This window comes from Aquabacterium parvum (assembly GCF_001447195.1).
In the GTDB taxonomy this organism is placed as follows: Bacteria; Pseudomonadota; Gammaproteobacteria; order Burkholderiales; family Burkholderiaceae_C; genus Aquabacterium; species Aquabacterium parvum.
This window is the reverse complement of record NZ_LFRI01000165.1, coordinates 59,741-81,062: the sequence shown is the minus strand read 5'-3', so window position 1 is coordinate 81,062 and position 21,322 is coordinate 59,741. Positions and strand designations below refer to the sequence as shown.

Genomic DNA, 21,322 nt, shown 5'->3' with positions numbered 1-21,322 from the left:
GACATCGTGGAAGCGGTTTGTCACATTTTCGGCCCGTGCATTTTCGGACTTGAGCCTGTCAGCGCATGCCACCGCCCAAGGGGTGCACAAAGTCACGCACAAGGCGCTCAATTGCCGGCGGCGATGCCCGTGAAGTGCGCCACAGCGCTCACCCCGGACCTCGACACCGTCAGCTCGCAAGAGGCGGTCGAGCCGTTGGTGCCGAGGTTCGTGGCGGTGATGGTGAAGGTCGTGCCCGCCTGAGTGAACGGGTTGGCCGTGACGCCTTGCAGCAGGGCGGCGCCATCGGTGCAGTCGCTCACTTGCCTGCACTTGTCGGCATTGGCCCCCGTGATGTTGTGGGACGTGGCCGAGCAGCCAGCGTAGTTCACCGACATCGCGCTGGTGAGGCTGCCGGCCATGCCGTTGGCCGAGCTGCTCAACGCGTCCGAGCGCAGGTCGATGAACTTGGGCAAGGCGGTGGCCGCCAGGATGCCCAGGATCACGATCACCACGATCAGCTCGATCATGGTGAAGCCTCGCTCAAGGGTGCGCATCGCTCGGCTCCGGTCAAACTGCAACAGGACGGCGCGCTGCCTCACCCAGTGCTGCACCCATCAGTTGGCAGCGCCGATCGCCATGAAGTTCGTGCTGATCGTGGAGCCGCCCGAGGTGGTGCTCACCTGGCACGTGTACGAAGTGCCATTCGTGGTCGTTGCAGCGCTGGTGATGCTGTAGGTGCTGTTGGCCAAGGTGAAGGAGCCCGTCGTGTTGCCGGTGATGCCTTGGAGCAAATTGGCGCCATTGATGCAATCGGCGATCTTCAGGCACTTGCCAGCGACTTCAGTCTGGTTCGACGCGGCACAGGCAGCGTAGTTGATGGACATGGCGCTGCTCAGGTTGCCCGCCACGCCTTCGAGCGCCGACTTGGACGCATCGGAGCGCAGGTCGATGAACTTGGGCAGGGCCGTGGCGGCCAGGATGCCCAGGATCACGATGACGACGATCAGCTCGATCATCGTGAAGCCGGCCTGGGCGCGGCGAGAAATGGAACGGATCGACGATTTCATGATGACCTCTTTCTGCGAAGGACGCCGGATGCCCTGCTGACCGGCGGTAAAAGTTGCACGTTCACGTGCTGTTTCGGCAGTTGTCCTCAATGCTTGAGGGTGACCTGCCCCAAATTCCACATCGGAAGAAAAACACCCAGGGCCAGCACGAGCACCAGCCCCCCCATGAACACGACCAGGATCGGCTCGATCTGCTGAGACAGCGTCTTGAGCGCGTACTGCACGTCGTTGTTGTACATCTCGCCCACTTCGTCGAGCAGGTCATCGAGCATGCCGGTCTCCTCACCGATGGCGATCATCTGCACCGCCATGGGCGTGAACACGCCCGTGCTGGCCGCAGAAGACGCCAAAGACTCGCCGCGCATGACGCGGTCTTTCATTGATTCGATGGCCGCGGCCAGGTGGGCGTTGTCGGCCGTCTGGGCCACGCCCAGCAGCGCGCGCTCCATGGGCACGCCGCTGCGCAGCGACAGCGAGAAGGCGCGCGCAAAGCGCGACAGCGCCGCCTTGGTCACGATGGGGCCCACCAGCGGGAAGTTCAGCACCATGCGGTCCCAGATGGGCCGCCCTTGCGGGCTCTTCTTCCAGTGGCGCCACAACAGGAACAAGCCGATTGCCACACCGACCAGGGTGCCGCCGTTGTCCAGCGTGAAGTTGGAGGTGCCCACCAACAGCTTGGTGAGGATGGGCAGCTCGGCCCCCATGCTCTTGAACACGCCGGCAAAAGACGGGATCACCATCACGTTGATGACGCCGATGGCGCCGGCCATGGCCATGATCACGAAACTCGGGTAACGCATGGCCGACTTGACCTGCTGGCGCATGGCGGCCTCGAACTGCAGGTGATCGGCCAGGCGCTTGAACACCTCTTCGAGCTGGCCCGAGGCCTCGCCCACGCGCACCATCGACACATAGAAGTTGTCGAACACCTTGGGGTGCTGGGCCATGGCGCCGGACAGGTCCACGCCCGCCTCCAGGCTGCGGCGCAAATCGCCCACCACGGTCTTGAACGTGGGGTTGATGGCCGTTTCCTGCAGGCCATTGAGCGCACGCAGCAGCGGCACACCCGCCTTGATCAGCGTGAACAGCTGCTTGCTGAAGAGCATCACATCCTGCGGCTGCACCTTGGGCGCCATCCAGGCGGGCTGGGCCACAGGGGCCGACACGCCCTTGGCCGCCGTCGGCGCATCGGCCTTGATGGTCAGGGGGACCCAGCCCTTCATGCGCAGCTCGTCGGCGACGGCAGCGGCCGAGGCGGCCTCCTGCACGCCTTGCACAGGGCCGTGGGGTCCGCGAGCGGTGTAGTGGAAGCGGCTCATGCGGTCCTCAGGCGTCGATTTCTGCGCTCACGCGCATGGCCTCGTCCACCGTGGTCAGGCCTTCCATGACCAGGCGCACGGCGTCGCGCCGCAAGGTCTGTCCGGCCATCTGCTCGCGCGCTTTCTGCGTGAACAGGCCCGCTTGCGGGGCGGTGATGGCGTCGATCAGCGGCAGCGTCATCTCCAGGAACTCGTAGACGCCGGTGCGCCCCCTGAAGCCGGTCTGGCTGCATTCCGGGCAGCCCTTGCCTTTGCGCAGGCGGCTGAGGTCGGCATCGGGGCCAGCCAGGCGGTGCAGCATCGCCACCTCCTGGTCGGTGGGCGTGTGGGGCGCAGAGCAGTTGGCGCAGATGGTGCGCACCAGGCGCTGGGCCACCACCATCTGCAGCGACATGGCCACCATCCAGGCGGGCACGCCCATGTCCATGAGCCGCGCGGGCGTGGAGATCGAGTCGTTGGTGTGCAGGGTCGAGAGCACCAAGTGCCCTGTCATGGCCGCGCGCATGCCGATCTCGGCGGTCTCGCGGTCGCGCATTTCGCCCACGAGGATGACGTCCGGGTCTTGCCGCAGGGCCGAGCGCAGCACCTTCTCGAAGGTCAGCTCGATCTTCTCCATCACCTGCACCTGGTTCAGGCCTGGCAGGCGGTACTCGACCGGGTCTTCGACGGTGATGATCTTGCGCTCGGTGCTGTTGAGCGCATTCAGCGCGCCATACAGCGTCGTCGTCTTGCCCGAGCCGGTGGGGCCGGTCACCAGGATCAGGCCGCTGGGCTTGTCGATGGCGCGGTAGAAGGCGTCGCGCATGGCGGGGGGCAGCTTCAGGCGGTCGAGGTCGAGCATGCCCGCGCTCTGGCTGAGCAAACGCATCACCACCGACTCGCCGTGCTGCGAAGGCAGGGTCGAGATCCGCACGTCGACGTTGCCGTCTTTGAGGCGCACAGCGAAGCGGCCGTCTTGCGGCAGGCGCTTTTCCGAGATGTCCAGGCCCGACATGAGCTTCAGGCGCAAGGCCACGGCCGACGCGATCTTGGCGTCGGCCTCGGTCTGCACGTGCAGCACACCGTCGATGCGAAAGCGGATGCGCAGCTGCTTTTCCTGCGGCTCGATGTGGATGTCGGAGGCGCGCAGGCGCAGCGCCTGCTCGAATACCGAGTACAGCAGGCGCACCACCGGGGCGTCCTCGTTGCTGGTGGTGTCCATGCCCAGCAGGTCACCCAGGTCGGTCTCCAGGCTGGCCAGCTCGGTGGTCAGCTCGCGGGCCAGGCCCTCGATCTCCTGCTTGGAGTGGTAGACGCGATCGAGTGCGGCTTGCAAGTGGCTGTCGGTCACCACGGCCATGTCGACGTTGCGCTTGAGCAGACGCGCGATCTCGTCGTAGGCATAGATGTCGGTCGGGTCGGCCATGCCCACCATCAGGCCCGAAGGGGTGTCTTCCAGCACGATGGCGTGCAGGCGGCGTGCGTGGGCCTCGGGCAGCGTTTGAGCCAGCTCCGGACGGATCGGGAAATGCACCAGGTCGATGTAGGGGGCACGCAGCTGACGCGCCACCGCCTTGGCGATCTGTGCTTCGGTGATCCAGCCGTGGTCGATGAGCACCTGGCCCAGTTTGCGGCCGCTGCTGCGTTGCTCGGCCAGCGCCTGCTCGAGCTGTTCGGTGGAGATCAGGGCGTCCTGCACCAGCAGGTCACCGAGTCGAAAGCGCTGTGGGCGGGACATGGTGCTCTCTCCGAGGGGCGGTCAGTTCTGCTGCGCTTCGTTGAAGCGAGCCAGGGCCGAGTCCGCCGAAGGCCAGCCTTGGCCGTCTTCGCTGATCACGGTGGGTTTGATCAGGATGACCAGCTCGTGCTTGGTCTCGCTGTTGGACTGATAGCGGAACAGGCCGCCCACACCGGGGATGCCGCTCAAGCCGGGCACACCGCTGCGGTCGTTGATCGAGTTCTGCTGCATCAGGCCGCCGATGGCGACGATCTGGCCGTCGCGCACCCGCACGATGCTGTCGGTCTCGTTGATGGAGCTGGCGGCCAGGGGCAGGCGGTAAGAGCCCATCTCACCCAGGTCGATGACCTTCTCCTTCTCGGCCACCGAGCTGATGGCCGGGTGCACGTGCAGCATCACCGTGCCGGTGTCGTCGATCTGCGGCGTCACGTCCAGCGAAATGCCGCTGAAGAAGGGCTGCAGCGACAAGGTTGGCGAGCTGGTGGTGGTGCTGCCGGTGCTGGTCTGCGTGGTCGACACGCCGGTGACGAACAGCTCGTCGCTGCCCACCTTGAGCACGGCCTTCTGGTTGTTGAGCGTGGCGATGCGCGGGCTGGACAGCACCTTCACGTCACCCTGCGTTTCCAGGAAGGACAGCAGGGCCGCGAAGTTGGCCGACTGGAAGGCCAGGCCATAAAAGCCCTTGCCCAATGCTTCGGCCGCGGCGGACACGCCCGGCGTCACCGTGAGGTTGCTGTCCTTGAGCGAGCCGGTGTTGGTCAGCGTCACACCCGGCGCCATGCCGATGCCACCGACCTTGGTCGAGCCACTGTTGATGCCACGGAAGGCCGTCCAGTTCACGCCCGTCTCCGAGCCCTTGCTCAGCCTGATCTCGACGATCTTGGCTTCAAGCATCACCTGACGCTCGATCGTCAGCTGGATGGCGCGCAGGTAATCGGCCACCTGGCGCAGCTCACCCGGGGTGGCGCGCACGACGATCACGCCAGCGCCAGGGTTGAGCGTGACGTTGCGGCCCGCCTCCTTGCCGACCAGGTTGTTCAGGGCCTCCTGCACCTCGCGCCAGAAGTCGGTGTCCGAGGTCATGCGCACCGAAGAGGTGTCCTGCCCGCGCGTGACCGTCGAGCCCGAACCCGAAGTAGAGGTAGAGCCAGTGCCCGTGCTGGTGCCGCTGCCCCCCGATGCCTGGCCGATCGAGCTGGAGCTCACGCGCAGGTCGGAGGCGCCCACACGGCGGCCTGGCAGGTAGTTGATCTTGTACAGCCGGGTCTGCACCGTGTTCGGGTAGACGAAGACGCGGTTGCCCGATGCCATGCGGAAGTCATAGCCGAAGAGCTCGCGCAGCGTCTCCAGGGCCTCGGGCACCGTGGTCTGCTTGAGCGACAAGGTGACGTTGCCCGCGATCTCGGGCGAGACCAGGATGTTGTAAGGCGTGTTCACCCCCAGCTGCAGGAAGACCTGCGCGGCAGGCGCGTTGTGCACCGACAGGTCAAAGCGGGGCTCGAAGCCTCGGGCGGGCGAGGCAGCCGGGGCCGCGTAAACCGGCGCGGCCATCGGCGCAGCCAGCGGGGCAATGGCCGGCGCGGCGAAAGGGCTGACAGGGCTGGCGGGGGCGACTGGCTGAGCCGCCTGCGGCACGGGCCTGGCCTGCACAGGGGCTGGGGCCGCCACGGGGGGGCTCACCGTGGCCGAAGCCTGTGCGACGTGACGCGCCTCGGCGTGTGCGGGGCCCAGCGACGCGAGGGTCAGGGTCATGCGCGAGCCCGCTTCAACAGACGCCGGACCAGCGCCCGTGGGCGGCAGCCGGTCCCAATCGATGTCGGCCAGCGCCTCGGGCGCCACGCGCATCGACGGTGCGTCTTTCAGCGAAGGCTTGCCTCGGTGCCAAGGGTGGATGGAGGAGTTGGCGCCGGCCGTCGGGCAGACCAGGGCACCACTGACCATCACCAGGATGCAGGTACGGATCATGTTCATTCCTTTCGTCCCCGGCGGGACTGCGCCGACTTCGGGTTCCGTTCGATCACCTGGGCGCCTGTGAGGCTCAGGCGCAGGCGGCCACGCGGGCCTTGCAAGAAAGCTTCGTTCGAATTGACCGCCACCAGCGTCCAGCCTTCGATGCGCGAGCCAGGCTCGAGCAAACGGTCGTTGATGAGGGCCACGCCTCGGCCGCTGACCGGGTCGGTGCGCACGAGCTGCAACACGAGTTCGGGCTCGCGGGGCGCTGGCGCAGGTGCGCTGGCGGCGCTGGCGGCATCGGGCGCCACCGCCGCAACGCCCGGGGCAGCGCCCCCACCAGCGCGATCGACCTTGACCAGGCCGGCGGGCGGGCGGGTCGGGTCGTTCAAGCCCAGCAGCGGGTTGGTCTGTGCGAAGGCGCTGTGAAGCCAGCCACCCAGGGCCAACATGGCTGCGGCGCTCAGGCAAGAGAAGGAAAGCCGGCTCATGGGGCAATCTCCAAGGGATCGCGGTCCGGGCTGTAGGTCTGCACCTGCAGCGTCAGCGTGGGCGGCGCGCCATCGACCACGCTCAGGCTCATGCCGCTCCAAAGCAGGCGGCGAGGCAGTTGCTCGATGCTGCGCAACCAGCCCACCAGGTCCAGGTAGGGACCGGACACGCTGATCTCCAGGCCATGGCTGTAGAGCACCGGGGTGGCACCCGCAGGGGCCGAAGCACCCTGCGCGCCATTGAACTGGACCTCGACCGGAGCCTGGGTGCGCATCGCCTTGAGCCGCAATTGGCCCTGCTGTGCCAGCAGCCCTTCCAGCAGGTTCTGCATCTCGCGCGCGGGGGCCATCATCGACTGCTGGCGTGCCAGCTCCTGCTCGCCATCGGCCAGGCGCTTGCGCAACTCGGCCTGCTCCTTCTGAGCGGCCATGAGCCGCGTGGCCAGCTCCACCCGCTTGCGGTTGAGCTCGGTCTGCATGGCGTCGCGAGCCATGGTGGCAACCTGCTCGCGTTGACGTGCGGCCTTCAGGGCCTCGAACGCCGGCGTGATCAACGTCAGGTCGCACAAGTAGGCGATCAGGGCGATCAGGGCCCCGATCAACAGCCGACGCTCGTTGAGCAAACGCCCATCGAACTGGCGGCGCAGCTGTCGCCAACGCAACAGCACCTGAGGCGCCCATTTGTCCAGGCCCGGGATGTTCAACGACGCACGGGCAGCAGGGGCTGCGGGGGCTTGTGCCCGCGCACCAGCCGTCGCACCCGCGAAGCGCCCAAGCCCCGGCAGCGAGAGCTTCGGCCAAGACAGAGCAGGGAGTTTGAGGCCCTTCATGGGGTCTCCTTCTGGGTCGCCACGCGCTCGGCCGCCTCACGGCCACGCAATGTGAATTCGGTGATGCCAGAAGGGACAGACCCCTCTTCCGACACCGTGTCGCGCACCTCGATCTGCGCAAAGCGCCTGCTGCGGAACCGGTCTTCCTTCTCCAGCCGACGCAGGTAAGCGGGCAACAGCCCCGGGTTGGTCATGCGGCCACGCAGCTCGAGGTCGCGGCCATCGCCACGCACCTTCAAGCCAGTGATCCACAAGCCCGGCTGGGTCTGACGGCCCAGCGAAATCAACAGGTCCGAGTAACCCATGGACGTGGCGCTCACGTTGCCCTGCAACACCTGACGCAGCTGCGTCTGCACCGCCTCTTTGCGCTGCAACTCTTCCAGCTCACGGGTGACGTTGCTCGCCTGGGGCTCGGTCACCGAGCGCTGCAGTTGAGCCAACTCGGCCTCGACCTGCTGGGCCCGCGTGGTCGCGTGGCTGGCCCACAGGCTCAGACCCACGCCCACCGACAAGCCCAGCGCCGCGACGATGCCCGCCAGGCGCAAACCCATCTGGGCGCTCCAGGGGCCGCCGGAGCCTGCGGCTTCGTTTTCATCCACAAAGCGCAGCTGCTGTCGCCCGGCCGCTTCGGCCATGGGCCGCAAAGCGCCGCCCAAAGCGCACAGGTCGGCCAGGTTGACGCCGCTGCTCACCCAGGGGTGGGCATCACCCAGCGGTGACAGGTCGATCCAGTCGCTCAAGCGGAAAGCCTGCACCGGCACATAGATCAGGTCCGAGAGCATGGGCAGGACTTCTTCGCCGCTGCCCGGGGGCAAGACCACCGACAGGCCTTGCAGCGAGACCTCGCTGTGCATGCGCTCGAAGGTGTCGATGGTGCGCAGCACCTCCAGCGATGCCCGGCTGAGCGCACCCTCGCGTGACTCGCTCGAGCTGGCCATCGCCGAGCCCTGCACCTCGATGTGGCGGGCCATGACCAGCTCGCCCTGGTAAGTGATGACCAGCAAAGAACTGGTTTCACCGAAGGCCAGCAGGGCGTGGGCCTTGCCCTCCACCTCGCCCAGGGCGCTGATGTTGCGCAAGGCGGTCTCGGGCACATCCAGCGCTGTCCAGTGCAAGCCAGCGTCATCAACGTCGGTTTGCACCTGCACGAAGCGCGCGCGCGGCAGCACCACGGTCAGCGTCGGGCGACTCTGGCGCAACTGGGTGGCTTCGGGCACCTCCAGCACGTCGATGAGCGCGTCATCGACCTCGAAATCCACGTGATCGCGCAGCGACCAGCGCAGCGCATCGGCCCATTCGGAGCGGGGCACATCGGGCGCGGGGATGGCCACCAGGCGGGCCGCGTCGTTGGACAGCAGCCCGACCAGCTTGGACGAGCCCAACCGGCGCTGCCGGTTCAGGGCCTGCAGGCCATTGCTCAGGCTGGATGCGTCCACCCGACCCACCCACTGCACCGACGGGCGGTCGGCGCCATGCGCCACTTCGACAGCGAGCAACACGGCGCCATCCTGGGCAAGGCCCACCCAGGGCGATGATGTGTTGGACGGTCGACGAAAGGCCATGCGGGACTCCGAGAAGCTTGTCGGAGATGCTGCCAGAGCCCTTTTTACGAAGTGGAAGGAATAAACGCGCCTTCGTGCGTTATTTCTCGCAGCCCGCCCAGATGTCACGGACGGCCGGATCCGCCCTGCTGGCGGGGGTCACTGCAGCAGGCGCGCGGGGTCGGCGTCGAGCTTGGCCAGGGCCTCGCGCGTGGCGCGGGTGGTCAAAGACTCTTCTTCCAGCGGCACCATCAGGCCAGCCTGCAGGAAGGCGCCCAGGCGGTGCAGTTGGAACAGCACGCCACGGCCGCCCGGGGTCACGAACAGGCTGAGCTGCTTGTGCAGGCCCTGCCAGGCCAGCTGCACGTGTTCGTGGCGGCCACGGTAGTCGAGGTTGAACCAGGCGCCGATCTGCAGCTCGCGAGCCCAGGCCTGCATGGCCGGGGTCGGCATCGAGCCTCCTTCGGCCACGATCTCCAGGTCTTCGGTTTCGTGCCCCGACAGGTCACGCAGGGTGTCCACGTCCAGCTCGACCCCGGTGAGGTCGGGCAGCAACTCATCGAGGGCTTCGAGGCGCTGGGTCAGCTCGCGAAGCACGGTGGACGACAGCGGTGCCGAGCGGGCCGAGAAGGCCGCCGCCAGCGCCGTGTTGAGCGACTGGATGTGGCGGTCCTGGGCGTCGCTGGGCAGGCCAGCGCGCATCATGCCTTCGCGCACAGTCTTGAGCAGCGGCGGCAGGCGGCGCAGCACCTCGGCGCGCTCTTCGCGCGAGGTTTTGGCGCTGGCCGACCAGATCAGGTCGGCCGCGGCATGCTTGAGCGCCCGGGTGGCGTCGCTGGCCTGGCCATGCTGCACCGCGCTGTGCGCCAGCACATCGGCCCAGACGCGGAAGAGGAAATCGCGCACGCCCTCGTGCACCGGCACCGACTCGAGCATCTTGCGCAGCTCGATCGTGAACTGGATGGCCCAGGTCTCGCGCTGCTCGACCTGCTGGGCCAGCGAGATGCCTTTGCGCCCAGCGGCGTGCTCGTCGCGGAAATAGGTTTCCAGGAAACGCTCGAACTCGGTCAGCACGGTCTGGAAGACCTTGCGGCCGGTGTCCGGGTAGGCCTCGACCACCTGGACCACGCGGCGGATCTCGCGGTGCAGGGCGTCCTCGCCCTCCTGGGCGCCGGCCACGAAGCCCATCACGCACGAGCCCATGCGGTCGATCAGGCGGCGCGCCGGGTGGCTGGTGGAGGCAAAGAAATCGGGCTCGCTGACGGCCACGCGCAGCACCGGCATCTGCAAGCGGGCGAACCAGACGCGGATGCTCGCGGGCAAGCGCTCTTCCATGAGGATGGCCTGGAACAGCAAGGCCACGACCTCGATGGTGGCCCGCTCGGACGGGCTGGTGGCGGCCTTCTTGAGCGCGGCGCGGTCGTGGTCAAGGTCCCGCAAGGCCGCTTCGGGGGTGGTCGGCGCGCTGCCATCGACCGGCTCGGCGCGGCGCCGCACCGCTTCGCCCACCTGCCGAATGGCCAGGCCCAGCGAGGTCGACACCGGCCCGGGGGCCCGCAAGGCCGCATCGGGTTTGGTGGGCACGAAGCCTGGCACGTGGCGGGCCACGAACTGGTTGAGCTGCCCCAGCAAGGCCTGCGACTGCACCGCCATGCGCCCCAGGCCTGGCACCTGCGTGAGCATGCGGGTCTCGTCGTAGGCCTGCCCCAGGGGCTGCAAGCCGCTGTTGCCGCCCGTGACAGGCCCCATGGGCACGCCGGAACCACTGGGGCCGCCCATGCCACCGGAGCCAGACGGGCTCCAGCCGCCAGCCACGCCCACGCCACCACCGCCACGCAGGCTGGCGATCGTGTCCAGCCCCATCGGTCTGCTGGGCATGACCCCCGGCGCCGCCCGTCGGATGAACGGGCGCAAGTCGATCTCAGGGCGCACGCCCTGGTCCAGCAAGGCCTCGTTGGCCGCGTGATAAGCCTCCTGCACCCAGCTGGAGACCTCCTGGTGCAGCACGTTCTGCAGCGTCTGCCAATGCTGCATCGACAACTCTGCCGCCAGCCAGGCGTCAAGCATCTGCTTGGCGATCCAGGGCGCCGCCAGCACATCTTGCTGACCATGGGCGGCATCGACCGCCCCGCCCACAGACTGCAGGCGTGCATTGAGGTCGGTGTACTCCTGCCCCGACAGGTCGGCGATGGCCTGGGCCAGGCGAGACGCCGTCAGCCCCTGCTCGACTTCGCTGTCTTCGACCAGGCTCAAGGGGATGTCCACCGGCACCCCGGATGACGCCCCCGAGGCGCCCGCGCTGCGCACGGACAAAGGTCGTCCGAGGCGCACATCGGACAGCGCCTGGCTCAGTTGCGTGGTGAGCGCCTGGTGCCACCCCCTGACGGCACGAGGCAGGTCCAGCACCAGGTCACGGCGGCGGGCGTGCAGCGCCGGCTCCGCCGACTGCGTGGCCAGCGTGCGGGCGCCGTCCAGGCACGCCTGCACAAGACCACGGGCGCCGTGGATCAGTGCCTCGAGGTGCGTGACGCGCGCCCCCTGGGCCAGGGCTCGGTGAGAGGCCAATGTCATGAAAAAAGCCGGCCGGCACCCCTGAGGGGGCGCTCCAACCGGCCTGGATGAGTTTTCCGGTTATCGCCCGACTCTACACCACCGCCCCGGCGTGCGGATCGTTGGGATCGACGTCCGGCTTGGAGGCCTTGACAAGGTCTTCGCGCTTGACACCCAGCCACATCGCGATGGCCGCGGCCACGAACACGGAGGAGTAAATGCCGAAGACGATGCCGATGGTCAGCGCCAGGGCAAAGTAGTGCAGCGTGGGGCCGCCGAAGATCAGCATGGCCAGCACCATCGCCTCGGTCGAGCCGTGGGTGATGATGGTGCGGCTCATCGTCGAGGTGATGGCGTGGTCGATGATCTCGGGCGTCGACATCTTGCGGAACTTGCGGAAGGCCTCGCGGATGCGGTCGAAGATCACGACCGATTCGTTGACCGAGTAGCCCAGCACCGCCAGGATGGCCGCCAGCACCGACAGCGAGAACTCCCACTGGAAGAAGGCGAAGAAGCCCAGGATGATGATGACGTCGTGCAGGTTGGCGATGATGCCGGCCACGGCGAACTTCCACTCGAAGCGGATCGCCAAGTAGATCATGATGCCGACCACGGTGACCAGCAGGGCCAGGGCGCCGTCGCGGGCCAGTTCGTCGCCCACCTGCGGGCCGACGAATTCGGAGCGCTGCAGGGTCACGGGCTCGGTGCTGGCGCTGGTGCTCCCAGCCGCCGCGTTGGCACCCGTCAGGCAGACCTGGCGGTCACCCTTGTCGGAGGCCTGCGTGCTGACCTGGCCGGACTCGGCCGAGCACAGCGCGCCGAACACCTTGCCCACCAGCTCGCCCTGCTTCATCTCGCCGCGCAGCGGGATGCGGATCAGCACGTCGCGCGAGGTGCCGAAGTTCTGCACCTGGACTTCGCCCAGGTTCAGGGTTTCGACCGCCTCGCGGGTCTTGGCCAGGTTGGCCGCCTGGGCGTACTGCACCTCGATGAGCGAGCCACCGGTGAACTCGATGGAGAAGTGCAGGCCCCGGGTGACCAGGAAGAAAACGGCTGCGGCGAAGGTCAAAAACGAGATGAGGTTGAAGACCAGCGCATGCCGCATGAACGGGATGTCGCGCTTGATGCGGAAAAATTCCATGGTGCGTCTCTCCTCTTCTTATTCCTGGGGCTTCCAGACCTGCCCGATGGACACGCCCTTGAGCTTTTTCTGACGGCCATACCAGAGGTTGACCAGCCCGCGCGAGAAGAACACGGCCGAGAACATCGAGGTCAGGATGCCCAGGCAGTGCACGACCGCAAAACCGCGCACCGGGCCCGAACCGAAGGCCAGCAGCGACAGCCCCGCGATCAGCGTGGTGACGTTGGAGTCCAGGATGGTGGCCCAGGCGCTCTCGTAACCGGCGTGGATGGCCGTTTGCGGCGCCGAGCCGTTGCGCAGCTCTTCGCGCACCCGCTCGTTGATCAGCACGTTGGAGTCGATCGCCATGCCCAGCGTCAGGGCGATGGCCGCGATGCCCGGCAGCGTCAGCGTGGCTTGCAGCATGGACAGCACCGCCACCAGCAGCAGCAGGTTGACCGACAGCGCGATGGTCGAGAACACGCCGAACAGCATGTAATAGATCACCATGAAGACGGCGATGGCCGCAAAGCCGTAGACCAGCGAGTTGAAGCCCTGGGCGATGTTCTCGGCGCCCAGGCTGGGGCCGACGGTGCGCTCTTCGATGATCTCCATCGGCGCGGCCAGGCTGCCTGCGCGCAGCAGCAGCGCGGTGTCGGCCGACTCTTCCGGGCTCATGCGACCGGAGATCTGCACGCGGCCACCGGAGATTTCACCGCGGATGACGGGAGCGGTGACGACCTCGCCCTTGCCCTTTTCGAACAGGATGATGGCCATGCGCTTGCCCACGTTCTCGCGGGTGACATCGCGGAAGATGCGCGCGCCACGCGAGTCCAGCGTGAGGTGGACGGCGGGCTCGTGGTTCTCGTCGAAGCCGGACTGGGCGTCATTGAGGTTGTCACCCGTGAGCACCACCTGGCGCTTGACGATGACGGGCACGCCGCTGCGCTCGAGGTAGCGCTCGGAGCCGAACGGCACCATGCCGCCGGCCAATGCGGCCTGGGCCTCGGTGCTTTCGTCGACCATGCGCACTTCCAGGGTGGCGGTGCGACCGATGATGTCCTTGGCCTTGGCGGTGTCCTGCACACCGGGCAGTTGCACGACGATGCGGTCGGCGCCCTGCTGCTGGATCACGGGCTCGGCCACGCCGAGTTCGTTGATGCGGTTGTGCAGGGTGGTGATGTTCTGCTTGAGGGCCTGGTCCTGGATGGCACGCTCGGACGTGGGCTTGAGCTTGCCGACCAGGGTCACGTCGCCCGAGGCGTCGGTGCCATCGGCCCAGCTCATGTCGAGGATGCTGTCGGACAGCAGGCCACGGGCGGCGTCGCGGGTGGCCGCATCGCGAAAGCGCACGGTCACGTCGTTGCCGTCGCGGCGGATGCCGCTGTGGCGGATGTCCTTGTCACGCAGCAGGGTGCGGATGTCGCCCGAGATGCTCTCGGCCTTTTGCGTCAGCGCGGCCTTCATGTCGACCTGCATCAGGAAGTGCACGCCACCGCGCAGGTCCAGGCCCAGGAACATCGGGTGTGCGCCCATGCTGCGCAGCCAGTGCGGCGAGCGCGAGACCAGGTTCAGCGCGACGATGTAGCGCGGGTCGGACGCATCGGGGTTGTAGGCGCGCGCGATGGCATCACGGGCCTTGATCTGCGTGTCGGTGTCCTTGAAGCGCGCGCGCACCGAGGTGCCGTCGAGCTCGACGAAGTCGGACGTCACGCCCGCTTCCTTGAGCACGGTCTCGACGCGGGCGACGTCATCGCTGGACAGCTTGATCGTGGCCTTGCCGCTGGAGAGCTGCACCGCCGGTGCCTCGCCAAAGAAGTTGGGCAGGGTGTAGACCAGGCCGACCAGCAGGGCCACGGCGATGATCAGGTACTTCCACCAGGGGTAGCGGTTCATGCGGTCCTCGGCTGCGCTTTTTCGGTGCGCTTTTTCTTGTTTACTTGCTGACGGTGCCCTTGGGCAGCACCTGGACGATGGCCACGCGCTGGATCTGCAGCTCGACGCCATTGGCCACTTCGATGTGCGCGTAGGTGTCGCCCAGCTTGCTGATCTTGCCGATCAAGCCGCCTTGGGTGACCACTTCATCGCCCTTGGAGAGCGCCTCGAGCATGGCCTTGACTTCCTTTTGCCGCTTCATTTGCGGGCGGATCATCACGAAGTACAGCACGACGAACATGAGCAGCAGGGGCAGCATGCTCATCAGGCCACCAGAGGCGCTGGCAGCGGGGGCGGCGGCTTGGGCGTAGGCGTCGGAAATCAACACGGTTCAGGGTCCTTCTCGAACAAAGGGCCGAGGCGCCGGAGCCCCAGGGCGAAATGCCCAGGCGCCCGGCACACCGGCCGAAAGTGGCTCAGATTGTATGCGGCGGATGTGAAGGGCCGCTCACACGGGTTTCTGCAACCGCGGGAAAGGCCGCTCGGCACCGTCCCGCACCTTACGTTTACTTTCAAGGTCACTTCTTCTGGGGGTGAAGACGTTTGGCCGAACACCCATAGACTGGCCGCCACACAAATCAATCAAATCAGGGACCATGAATCTGCCAAGCCTGTCGGACCTGGCCGGGCTGCTGTCTGCGTGGGCGCAAGACACCCGGCTGCACGCGCTGGCGGCCACGCATGCCGAGCAGCCCTTGCCCGCTGACTTGATGGTCGAGCGCTTCGAGCTGCACGAAGCCGTCTCCCAGCCCTTCGAGCTGTGCATCCACGTCCTCACGCTTGACACCCACGTTGCCCTCAAAGACCTCTACGCGCGCCCCGTCACGCTGACCACGCGCCTGTCCGATGGCAGCGAGGTCTCGCGCACCGGCGTGGTCACCGAGGCCCGCTCGCTGCAGTCCGACGGCGGCTTTGCCCGCAAGGCCCTGCTGCTGCAGCCCTGGATTGCCCTGCTCGAGCACGCCCTGTGCAGCCGGGTTTGGCAGGACGCCAGCGTTGTGCAAATCGTCGAAGACGTCTTCGCCGACCACCCGCAGCTGGCCGCCTGGCACTGGGACACGGGCGTGGCGGAACACGTCGCCCAAGGGCTGTTTGCCCGCAACGGCGGCCAGCGCTCGTATTGCGTCCAGCACCGCGAGAGCGACCTCGATTTCGTCCAGCGGCTGCTCACAGAAGAAGGCATCGCCTGGCGCGTGGAAGAACACGCCGATGCGCCCATGGGCCACCGCGTGGTGTTCTTCGTGCAAAGCGCCCAGCAGCCCGAAGACCCGACCAGCGTGCACAGCCTGGGCGCAAACCGGCAAGGCCAGGGCATCCGCTTCCATGGCCACACCAGCCAGGAGGAGCAAGACAGCATCATCGCCCTGGCTGCGAGGCGCGAGCTGCGCCCCACCCAACTGGTGCTGCAAGGCTGGGACCACAAGGCCAACCAGGCCATCGTGGCCGAGGTGCCCACCGCCGCCCAGTGGGGCCCCGACGAAGCCTTGACCCTCAACGACTGGCTGCACAGCTACGACCCCACGGGCGACTTCGTGTGCGGCAACCACGCCGAGGCCACCTTCCTGGCCACCTTGCTGCAGCAAGCCCACGAAGCGCGCCACAAGACCTGGTTTGGCCGAGGCAGCGTGCGCACCTTGCGCGCGGGCACCTGGGCCGGCGTCACGCAGTCCACCGTGGGTTGGATGTCCTCCGCCGGATTTGCAGACCACGCAGGCGAGCCCCACGAGCTCTTCTTCACCCAGGTGCACGCCGTCGGGGTCAACAACCTGCCCAAAGACATCCAAGCCCTGATCGACGCCAGCCTGCCCCACCCCAAGGGCCGCTTTGCCCGCCCGCGCTGGCCCATGCTCGAGCGCCCACGCGGATTTGACCCAGAGGGCGGCAACTCGATCCACAAAGAACTCAACACCGAGCCCCTGCACACCCACGCCGAGCGCACCGGCTTTGCCTGCCAGTTCCAGGCCGTTCGCCGCGACGTGCCCTGGCGCCCCGTGCTCATGGACGACACCGGCCTGCGACCCCGCCCACGCCCGACCGCGCTGGGCCCTCAAACGGCCATCGTCGTGGGCCCCGATGGCAGCGAACACCCCAGCGGTGCCCACGAGCTGCACACCGACAAGATGGGCCGCGTGAAGGTGCGTTTCCACTGGCAAAGCATCGACTCGCCGCAAAGACGCGCCAGCGACCACAGCTGCTGGCTGCGCGTGGTCCAGCGCCTGTCGGGCCCCGGCATGGGCCACCAGTTCATCCCGCGCATCGGGCAAGAGGTGCTGGTCACCTTCCTGGGCAGGGACATCGACCGCCCCGTGGTCATGGCCGCGCTCTACAACGGCCAGGGCGAGTCGGGCATCGCGCCCACGCCGGGCGGCAGGGCTGCTGAAGCCTCGCTCAATGCCTTGGCGCAGTCCACCGACCACACGCCATCGTCGCAGGGCAACCTGATCGGCTCGGGCGCAGGCGGTCACAGCCCCGCCTGGCACGGCGCGGCCAGTGCAGCGGCCACGCCCGGCGCGCAAGGCCAGGCCAACGCAGCCGCGCTGAGCGGCATCAAGAGCAAAGAGTTCGGCGGCAGCGGCCACAACCAGCTTGTGTGGGACGACACGCCTGAGCAGCTGCGCACCCAGCTGCACACCACCCAGGCCCAGACCTGGCTGCAGATGGGCCACCTGCTGCACCAGGCTGACAACCACCGGGGCAGCTTCCGGGGCCTGGGCTTTGAGTTGCGATCGGATGCCTGGGGCGGTGTGCGAGCTGCACGGGGCGTGATGCTCAGCACCTTCAGCCTGCGCAATGGCTTGGGTCAGACCGCCGAGCCCGCAGGAGACAACGCTGCCGGCATCGCGCTCGCGCGCCAGATGCAGCAGTTGGCCGAGACGTTCAACCAGGCGGCCACCACCCACCAGACAGTGGGCGTGGCCACGGCCGCGGGCAGCCGCGCGGCAAAACAAAGCACGCTCGACGACACCCTCGCACCGGCGGCCGCCCTCACCAAGAGCCTGATGGGCACCGTCAGCACCACGAGCCTGCCCAACGCGATCGCCGATGCGGCAGACAAGGCCACCGGCGCAGCAACCAACAAGCTGCCCCACATGGCCGCCCCCAACATCGCGCTGGTGGGCAAGGCCGGCATCGGCATCACGGCAGGGCAAGACCTGCACCTCAGCAGCCAGGACACCAGCCAGATCGCCAGCGGGCAAGACAGCCACTGGGCCGTGGGTGGGCAGGTGCGCGTTCAAACCGCGCAAGGCATCGGTGTGCTGGCTGGGGCGATTCAGCCGGGCACGGAAGCAGCCGGCAAGGGCATCACGCTGATCGCCGCGCAAGGGCCGATCGACCTGCAGGCGCAAGCTGGGCCCGCGCAGGTCGCGGCCAAGCAGACGCTGGAGCTCAAGACGGCCAGCGGCGAAGTGCAGATCAAGGCGGCCAAGCGCGTGGTGATGGGCGTGTCCGGCGGCGCATCCATCAACATCGCAGGAGACGGTGTGCAGGTTGTCTGCCCAGGCAAGCTGACCATCCGGGCCAACATCAAGAGCATGGTCGGGCCAGGCACCCTGGCGCTGCAACTGCCCAGCCTGCCCAAGTCCAGCATCACGCCCCGACAGATGCAGTTGCAATTGAACCTCATGGGTGAGCCAGGCGCTGAGGGTCGATCGTTGGCAAACAACCCCTGGCGGATCGTGCGCGACGGCGGCGCCCAGTCCGACCGACTCATCGCACAAGGCCAGACAGATGCCCAAGGCCAGATAGCCTTGAGCGACATGCAACAAAAGCGCCTGTCCGTCGCCCTCTCGCGTTGGCCCAACGACATCTGGCTGCTCAGCCCGCAAGGCCAGAGGGCCCTGTCATCTGAGTCATTGGGTGGCAAAGCCTCAGTCGATCCGAGCCAACCCGATCTGTCCGCCATGGCTGCACTGGACTTTGCACCCCAGCCTGAATCGAGCCCACATGACCCATCGGCTCGCCAGGCTCGCTTGCAAGCCGCCCGAGAACTGGGGCAGCCCTCCAGCAGCCCCATCCACCCCCGAGCAAAGGGCTGAGCCATGAGCGAGACCGCATTTTGCAAACACCACGATGACCGGCAGGTCAACATCTTCATCGACGAAACCGGCCAGTCGTGGCGCACCGTCAGCGCCAGCCAGGCCGCAGCCCACCAGCAAGACATCACCCACCCCGAGCGCTTTGCGCCGTCTCGCCTGGGTCACCACACCAAATCCTTCATCAACGGACAGGACTATTTCGCCGATGTGGCCGCTGCCATGGCCGCAGCCAAGCGCAGCATCTTCATCGCCGGCTGGCAGGTGAACTGGGATGTGGAGCTGGTGCCGGGCAAACGCCTCATAGACGTGCTCAGGCAGGCGCTGGACGCCAGCCCCGACTTGCGCATCTACGTGATGCCATGGATGTCGCCCAAGATGCCGCTGAACACGGGCGACTTCGGCACCATGCTGGCCGTGTTTCAACTCAACGCTGGGCGCAACACCATGCGGGCGTTCTGTTGCCCAGCAGGCCTGCAAAACGACTTCACGGGCGTCGAAGAAACCTTCTTCAGCCACCACCAAAAGCAAGTCGTCATCGACAACGAAATCGCCTACATCGGAGGCATGGATCTGGCCTACGGCCGGCGCGACGACGCTCGCAGCAGCCTCAACCATGAATGGCGCAAAGGCGCAGAGCGATACAACCCGGGCATCCCGCCCATGCGCGCGTTGACGCCATCAGAGATGATGCAGTTCGTGACCGAGGCGGAGTTGCTGCAATCCACCCTCAAGGGCGCACTGTCCTTCGGGTTGTCAGCGCCGCTTCAAGAGATGCTGCTGAGCACCCGTCGGGCCAGTGCTGACGGTCTGGCTGGCCAAATGGTGGACCGCCTCTACACGTGGTGGCAAGAGCCCCTGCCTGATTGGCTGACCAAGCCGATGGAAGCGATCAAGCCCACCATCGGGCAGTTGCTTGACGAGGCCAGGACGCTGACCGAGCAAGAGGTGCTGCGCAGGTTGCAGCAGGGCACCTTGACGGCTGCGGACGTTCAAAAGCCGCTGCAAGTGGTGGCCAAGCTGATGAAGGCCGCGTACAGCAACTTGCTCAAAGCGGCGTGGCTCAACCAGGCACCTCACCCTGACCTGCTCAAGCCCAGTCAGCAATCGATGCCCTTGTCCGGAGCCGTGCTGGCCGACGACCAGCCGCGCCAGCCCTGGCAGGACGTGCACATGCGCATGGAGGGCCCTGCCGTCTATGACGCGGCCATGAACTTCATCCGCCGCTGGAACAGCCTGCAGCACAGCTACCTGGCGGGCGACGCCGATTTGCGCAGCAAGGTGCGCGTGCCTGACAGCCTGGTGCCCCAAGAGCCGGTCTACACCGCAAAGGGGCCCGGCACGGCCAAGGTGCGCGTGCTGCGCAGCGCCTCCTTGAAGCTGCAACAACAAGAACGCGCAGCCATGCCGCAATTGCCCGCCCCGCAGGTCGTTCAGCACGACATCCACGACGTGATGGTGCGGCTCATCTTGGGCGCCACGCACTTTGTCTACATCGAGAGTCAGTTTTTTCAGAGTCGGTTTGGGGAGCCGTCGATCAACCCATCGCCAGATGATGAAGACGCACAAAAGCAGCAATCCGCCGCCCTCAAGCACCTGCTGTCGCAAAGCGGGGCGCGCATCAAGTCAGCCTTGACGCTCATCGGCAAGAACGCCCAAGGCGACAAGCTGCCGCAAAACCAGATCTGCTGGGCGCTGGGCCAGCGCATCGAGCACGCGGTGCGCTGCAACTTCCCCTTCCATGCCTTCGTGGTCTTGCCCGTTCACCCCGAGGGCCGGCTCGATGACCTGGCCATCATCGGCCAGATCCACTGGACCATGCAAAGCCTGGTCTACGGCAGCCACAGCCTGGTCAACCGTGTGCGCTGCGCGATCGCGGCCAAGAAGTTGCTGGCGGGCAAGGAGGTGATTCGCCGTGAGTTGTGGCAGGCGATGCTGGAAAAGGTGCGCGAAGGCAAGCCTGGTGAGCGCCCGTACGAAAAAGTCACGCCCGCCGAATGGGCGCCCTACCTCACGCTGCTGAACCTGCGCAACTGCGAGGTGGTGGGCGGCAAGCTGCGCACCGAACAGATCTACGTGCACAGCAAGCTGCTGATCGTGGACGACGCCGAGGTGGTGATCGGCAGCGCCAACATCAACGACCGCAGCCTCAACGGCGACCGCGACAGCGAGCTGGCCGTGTTCGTCAACGACACCGCCCTGCGCGACTCGATGACGCACGGCTGCGCCACCAAGGTGTGCACGTTTGGGCACCAGTTGCGGGTTGACCTGTGGCGCAAGCACCTGGCCCTGGCGGGCAACGGCAACGCGGTGGTCAAGCCGGCTTCAGCCCTGGCCGCCCTGATGGAGCAGCCTGCCACGCCGCAAGCAATCAAGCTCATCCAGCAGATCGCCACGGCCAATCAGGCGGCGTATGAGCAAACGTTTGCGCATGTGCCTAGAGATGCGCAGGTGGGCAATTCAAAATACAAAGCGTCGATCTGGCCCATGGTGGACAGAGACCCAGACCGGGCGAAGGAAACCTTGAGGAACATCCAAAGCTACGCCCGTCAAATGCCGTTCTCGGAAGCCTTCTGGAAGACTGCCGCCCCAAAGGCCGCACCCCAAGGCATCCAGGGCTTCTTCACGGCCTTGCCCATCGACTGGACTGCTGGCGAGAACAACCACCCCGACATGAACAAGGTCCTGCTCACCCAGGTGTCCCCCGAAGGCACCTACCATGCGCAAGCATCGCGCAACGACAAGCAGGAGCAACCCGGATGATGACCAAAGCGCCGCCCTACCTT

General features: G+C 66.7%; 14 protein-coding genes. 2 read left to right on the top strand and 12 right to left on the bottom strand.

The features are described from left to right. Window positions 1-107: 107 nt before the first annotated feature. The 12 genes from ABG80_RS23925 to yajC form a co-directional block, all read right to left on the bottom strand. Window positions 108-536 (bottom strand): pilin, encoded by a 429-nt coding sequence (locus tag ABG80_RS23925; protein ID WP_058086978.1) that lies wholly within the window; start codon window positions 534-536, stop codon window positions 108-110. Window positions 537-596: 60 nt separating this feature from the next. Beyond that, window positions 597-1,049: a type II secretion system protein gene (locus tag ABG80_RS23730; protein ID WP_058086977.1), complete on the bottom strand. Its 453-nt coding sequence runs from the start codon at window positions 1,047-1,049 to the stop codon at window positions 597-599. 86 nt (window positions 1,050-1,135) lie between these two features. Beyond that, window positions 1,136-2,368 carry a type II secretion system F family protein gene (locus ABG80_RS06700; protein WP_058086976.1) on the bottom strand — a complete coding sequence of 411 codons (1,233 nt, stop codon included), beginning with the start codon at window positions 2,366-2,368 and terminating at the stop codon, window positions 1,136-1,138. A 7-nt stretch (window positions 2,369-2,375) separates the two neighbouring features. Continuing rightward, window positions 2,376-4,085 carry a GspE/PulE family protein gene (locus ABG80_RS06695; protein ID WP_058086975.1) on the bottom strand — a complete coding sequence of 570 codons (1,710 nt, stop codon included), beginning with the start codon at window positions 4,083-4,085 and terminating at the stop codon, window positions 2,376-2,378. Between the two features lie 21 nt (window positions 4,086-4,106). Beyond that, window positions 4,107-6,056, bottom strand: coding sequence for a pilus (MSHA type) biogenesis protein MshL (gene mshL / locus ABG80_RS06690; RefSeq protein WP_235513764.1), 1,950 nt, complete (start codon window positions 6,054-6,056; stop codon window positions 4,107-4,109). After that, window positions 6,053-6,526: a hypothetical protein gene (locus ABG80_RS06685; RefSeq protein ID WP_152987500.1), complete on the bottom strand. Its 474-nt coding sequence runs from the start codon at window positions 6,524-6,526 to the stop codon at window positions 6,053-6,055. The genes mshL and ABG80_RS06685 overlap by 4 nt, the downstream gene beginning before the upstream one ends. Beyond that, window positions 6,523-7,356 carry a coiled-coil domain-containing protein gene (locus ABG80_RS06680; RefSeq protein WP_152987499.1) on the bottom strand — a complete coding sequence of 278 codons (834 nt, stop codon included), beginning with the start codon at window positions 7,354-7,356 and terminating at the stop codon, window positions 6,523-6,525. Before ABG80_RS06680 ends, ABG80_RS06685 begins: the two co-directional genes overlap by 4 nt. Continuing rightward, on the bottom strand, window positions 7,353-8,918 hold the full coding sequence (locus ABG80_RS06675; RefSeq protein ID WP_058086971.1) for a PilN domain-containing protein: 1,566 nt from the start codon (window positions 8,916-8,918) through the stop codon (window positions 7,353-7,355). Before ABG80_RS06675 ends, ABG80_RS06680 begins: the two co-directional genes overlap by 4 nt. A gap of 138 nt (window positions 8,919-9,056) precedes the next feature. Continuing rightward, window positions 9,057-11,468: a DUF1631 family protein gene (locus ABG80_RS06670; RefSeq protein ID WP_058086970.1), complete on the bottom strand. Its 2,412-nt coding sequence runs from the start codon at window positions 11,466-11,468 to the stop codon at window positions 9,057-9,059. A 73-nt stretch (window positions 11,469-11,541) separates the two neighbouring features. Then, window positions 11,542-12,588 (bottom strand): protein translocase subunit SecF, encoded by a 1,047-nt coding sequence (gene secF / locus ABG80_RS06665; RefSeq protein ID WP_058086969.1) that lies wholly within the window; start codon window positions 12,586-12,588, stop codon window positions 11,542-11,544. Between the two features lie 18 nt (window positions 12,589-12,606). Continuing rightward, window positions 12,607-14,463 carry a protein translocase subunit SecD gene (gene secD, locus ABG80_RS06660; protein WP_058086968.1) on the bottom strand — a complete coding sequence of 619 codons (1,857 nt, stop codon included), beginning with the start codon at window positions 14,461-14,463 and terminating at the stop codon, window positions 12,607-12,609. A gap of 40 nt (window positions 14,464-14,503) precedes the next feature. After that, window positions 14,504-14,830, bottom strand: coding sequence for a preprotein translocase subunit YajC (gene yajC, locus ABG80_RS06655; RefSeq protein ID WP_058086967.1), 327 nt, complete (start codon window positions 14,828-14,830; stop codon window positions 14,504-14,506). 268 nt (window positions 14,831-15,098) lie between these two features. Here yajC and ABG80_RS06650 point away from each other — a divergent pair, with 268 nt between their 5' ends. Then, window positions 15,099-18,539 (top strand): type VI secretion system Vgr family protein, encoded by a 3,441-nt coding sequence (locus ABG80_RS06650; protein WP_058086966.1) that lies wholly within the window; start codon window positions 15,099-15,101, stop codon window positions 18,537-18,539. A gap of 3 nt (window positions 18,540-18,542) precedes the next feature. After that, window positions 18,543-21,299 (top strand): phospholipase D-like domain-containing protein, encoded by a 2,757-nt coding sequence (locus ABG80_RS23920; RefSeq protein ID WP_058086965.1) that lies wholly within the window; start codon window positions 18,543-18,545, stop codon window positions 21,297-21,299. Window positions 21,300-21,322: the final 23 nt, after the last annotated feature.

Excerpts from the sequence above, each read along its gene's own strand:
- ABG80_RS23925 (WP_058086978.1), bottom strand. The coding sequence starts at position 536 with ATGCGCACCCTTGAGCGAGGCTTCACCATGATCGAGCTGATCGTGGTG.
- ABG80_RS23730 (WP_058086977.1), bottom strand. The coding sequence starts at position 1,049 with ATGAAATCGTCGATCCGTTCCATTTCTCGCCGCGCCCAGGCCGGCTTC.
- ABG80_RS06700 (WP_058086976.1), bottom strand. The coding sequence starts at position 2,368 with ATGAGCCGCTTCCACTACACCGCTCGCGGACCCCACGGCCCTGTGCAA.
- ABG80_RS06695 (WP_058086975.1), bottom strand. The coding sequence starts at position 4,085 with ATGTCCCGCCCACAGCGCTTTCGACTCGGTGACCTGCTGGTGCAGGAC.
- mshL (WP_235513764.1), bottom strand. The coding sequence starts at position 6,056 with ATGAACATGATCCGTACCTGCATCCTGGTGATGGTCAGTGGTGCCCTG.
- ABG80_RS06685 (WP_152987500.1), bottom strand. The coding sequence starts at position 6,526 with ATGAGCCGGCTTTCCTTCTCTTGCCTGAGCGCCGCAGCCATGTTGGCC.
- ABG80_RS06680 (WP_152987499.1), bottom strand. The coding sequence starts at position 7,356 with ATGAAGGGCCTCAAACTCCCTGCTCTGTCTTGGCCGAAGCTCTCGCTG.
- ABG80_RS06675 (WP_058086971.1), bottom strand. The coding sequence starts at position 8,918 with ATGGCCTTTCGTCGACCGTCCAACACATCATCGCCCTGGGTGGGCCTT.
- ABG80_RS06670 (WP_058086970.1), bottom strand. The coding sequence starts at position 11,468 with ATGACATTGGCCTCTCACCGAGCCCTGGCCCAGGGGGCGCGCGTCACG.
- secF (WP_058086969.1), bottom strand. The coding sequence starts at position 12,588 with ATGGAATTTTTCCGCATCAAGCGCGACATCCCGTTCATGCGGCATGCG.
- secD (WP_058086968.1), bottom strand. The coding sequence starts at position 14,463 with ATGAACCGCTACCCCTGGTGGAAGTACCTGATCATCGCCGTGGCCCTG.
- ABG80_RS06650 (WP_058086966.1), top strand. The coding sequence starts at position 15,099 with ATGAATCTGCCAAGCCTGTCGGACCTGGCCGGGCTGCTGTCTGCGTGG.
- ABG80_RS23920 (WP_058086965.1), top strand. The coding sequence starts at position 18,543 with ATGAGCGAGACCGCATTTTGCAAACACCACGATGACCGGCAGGTCAAC.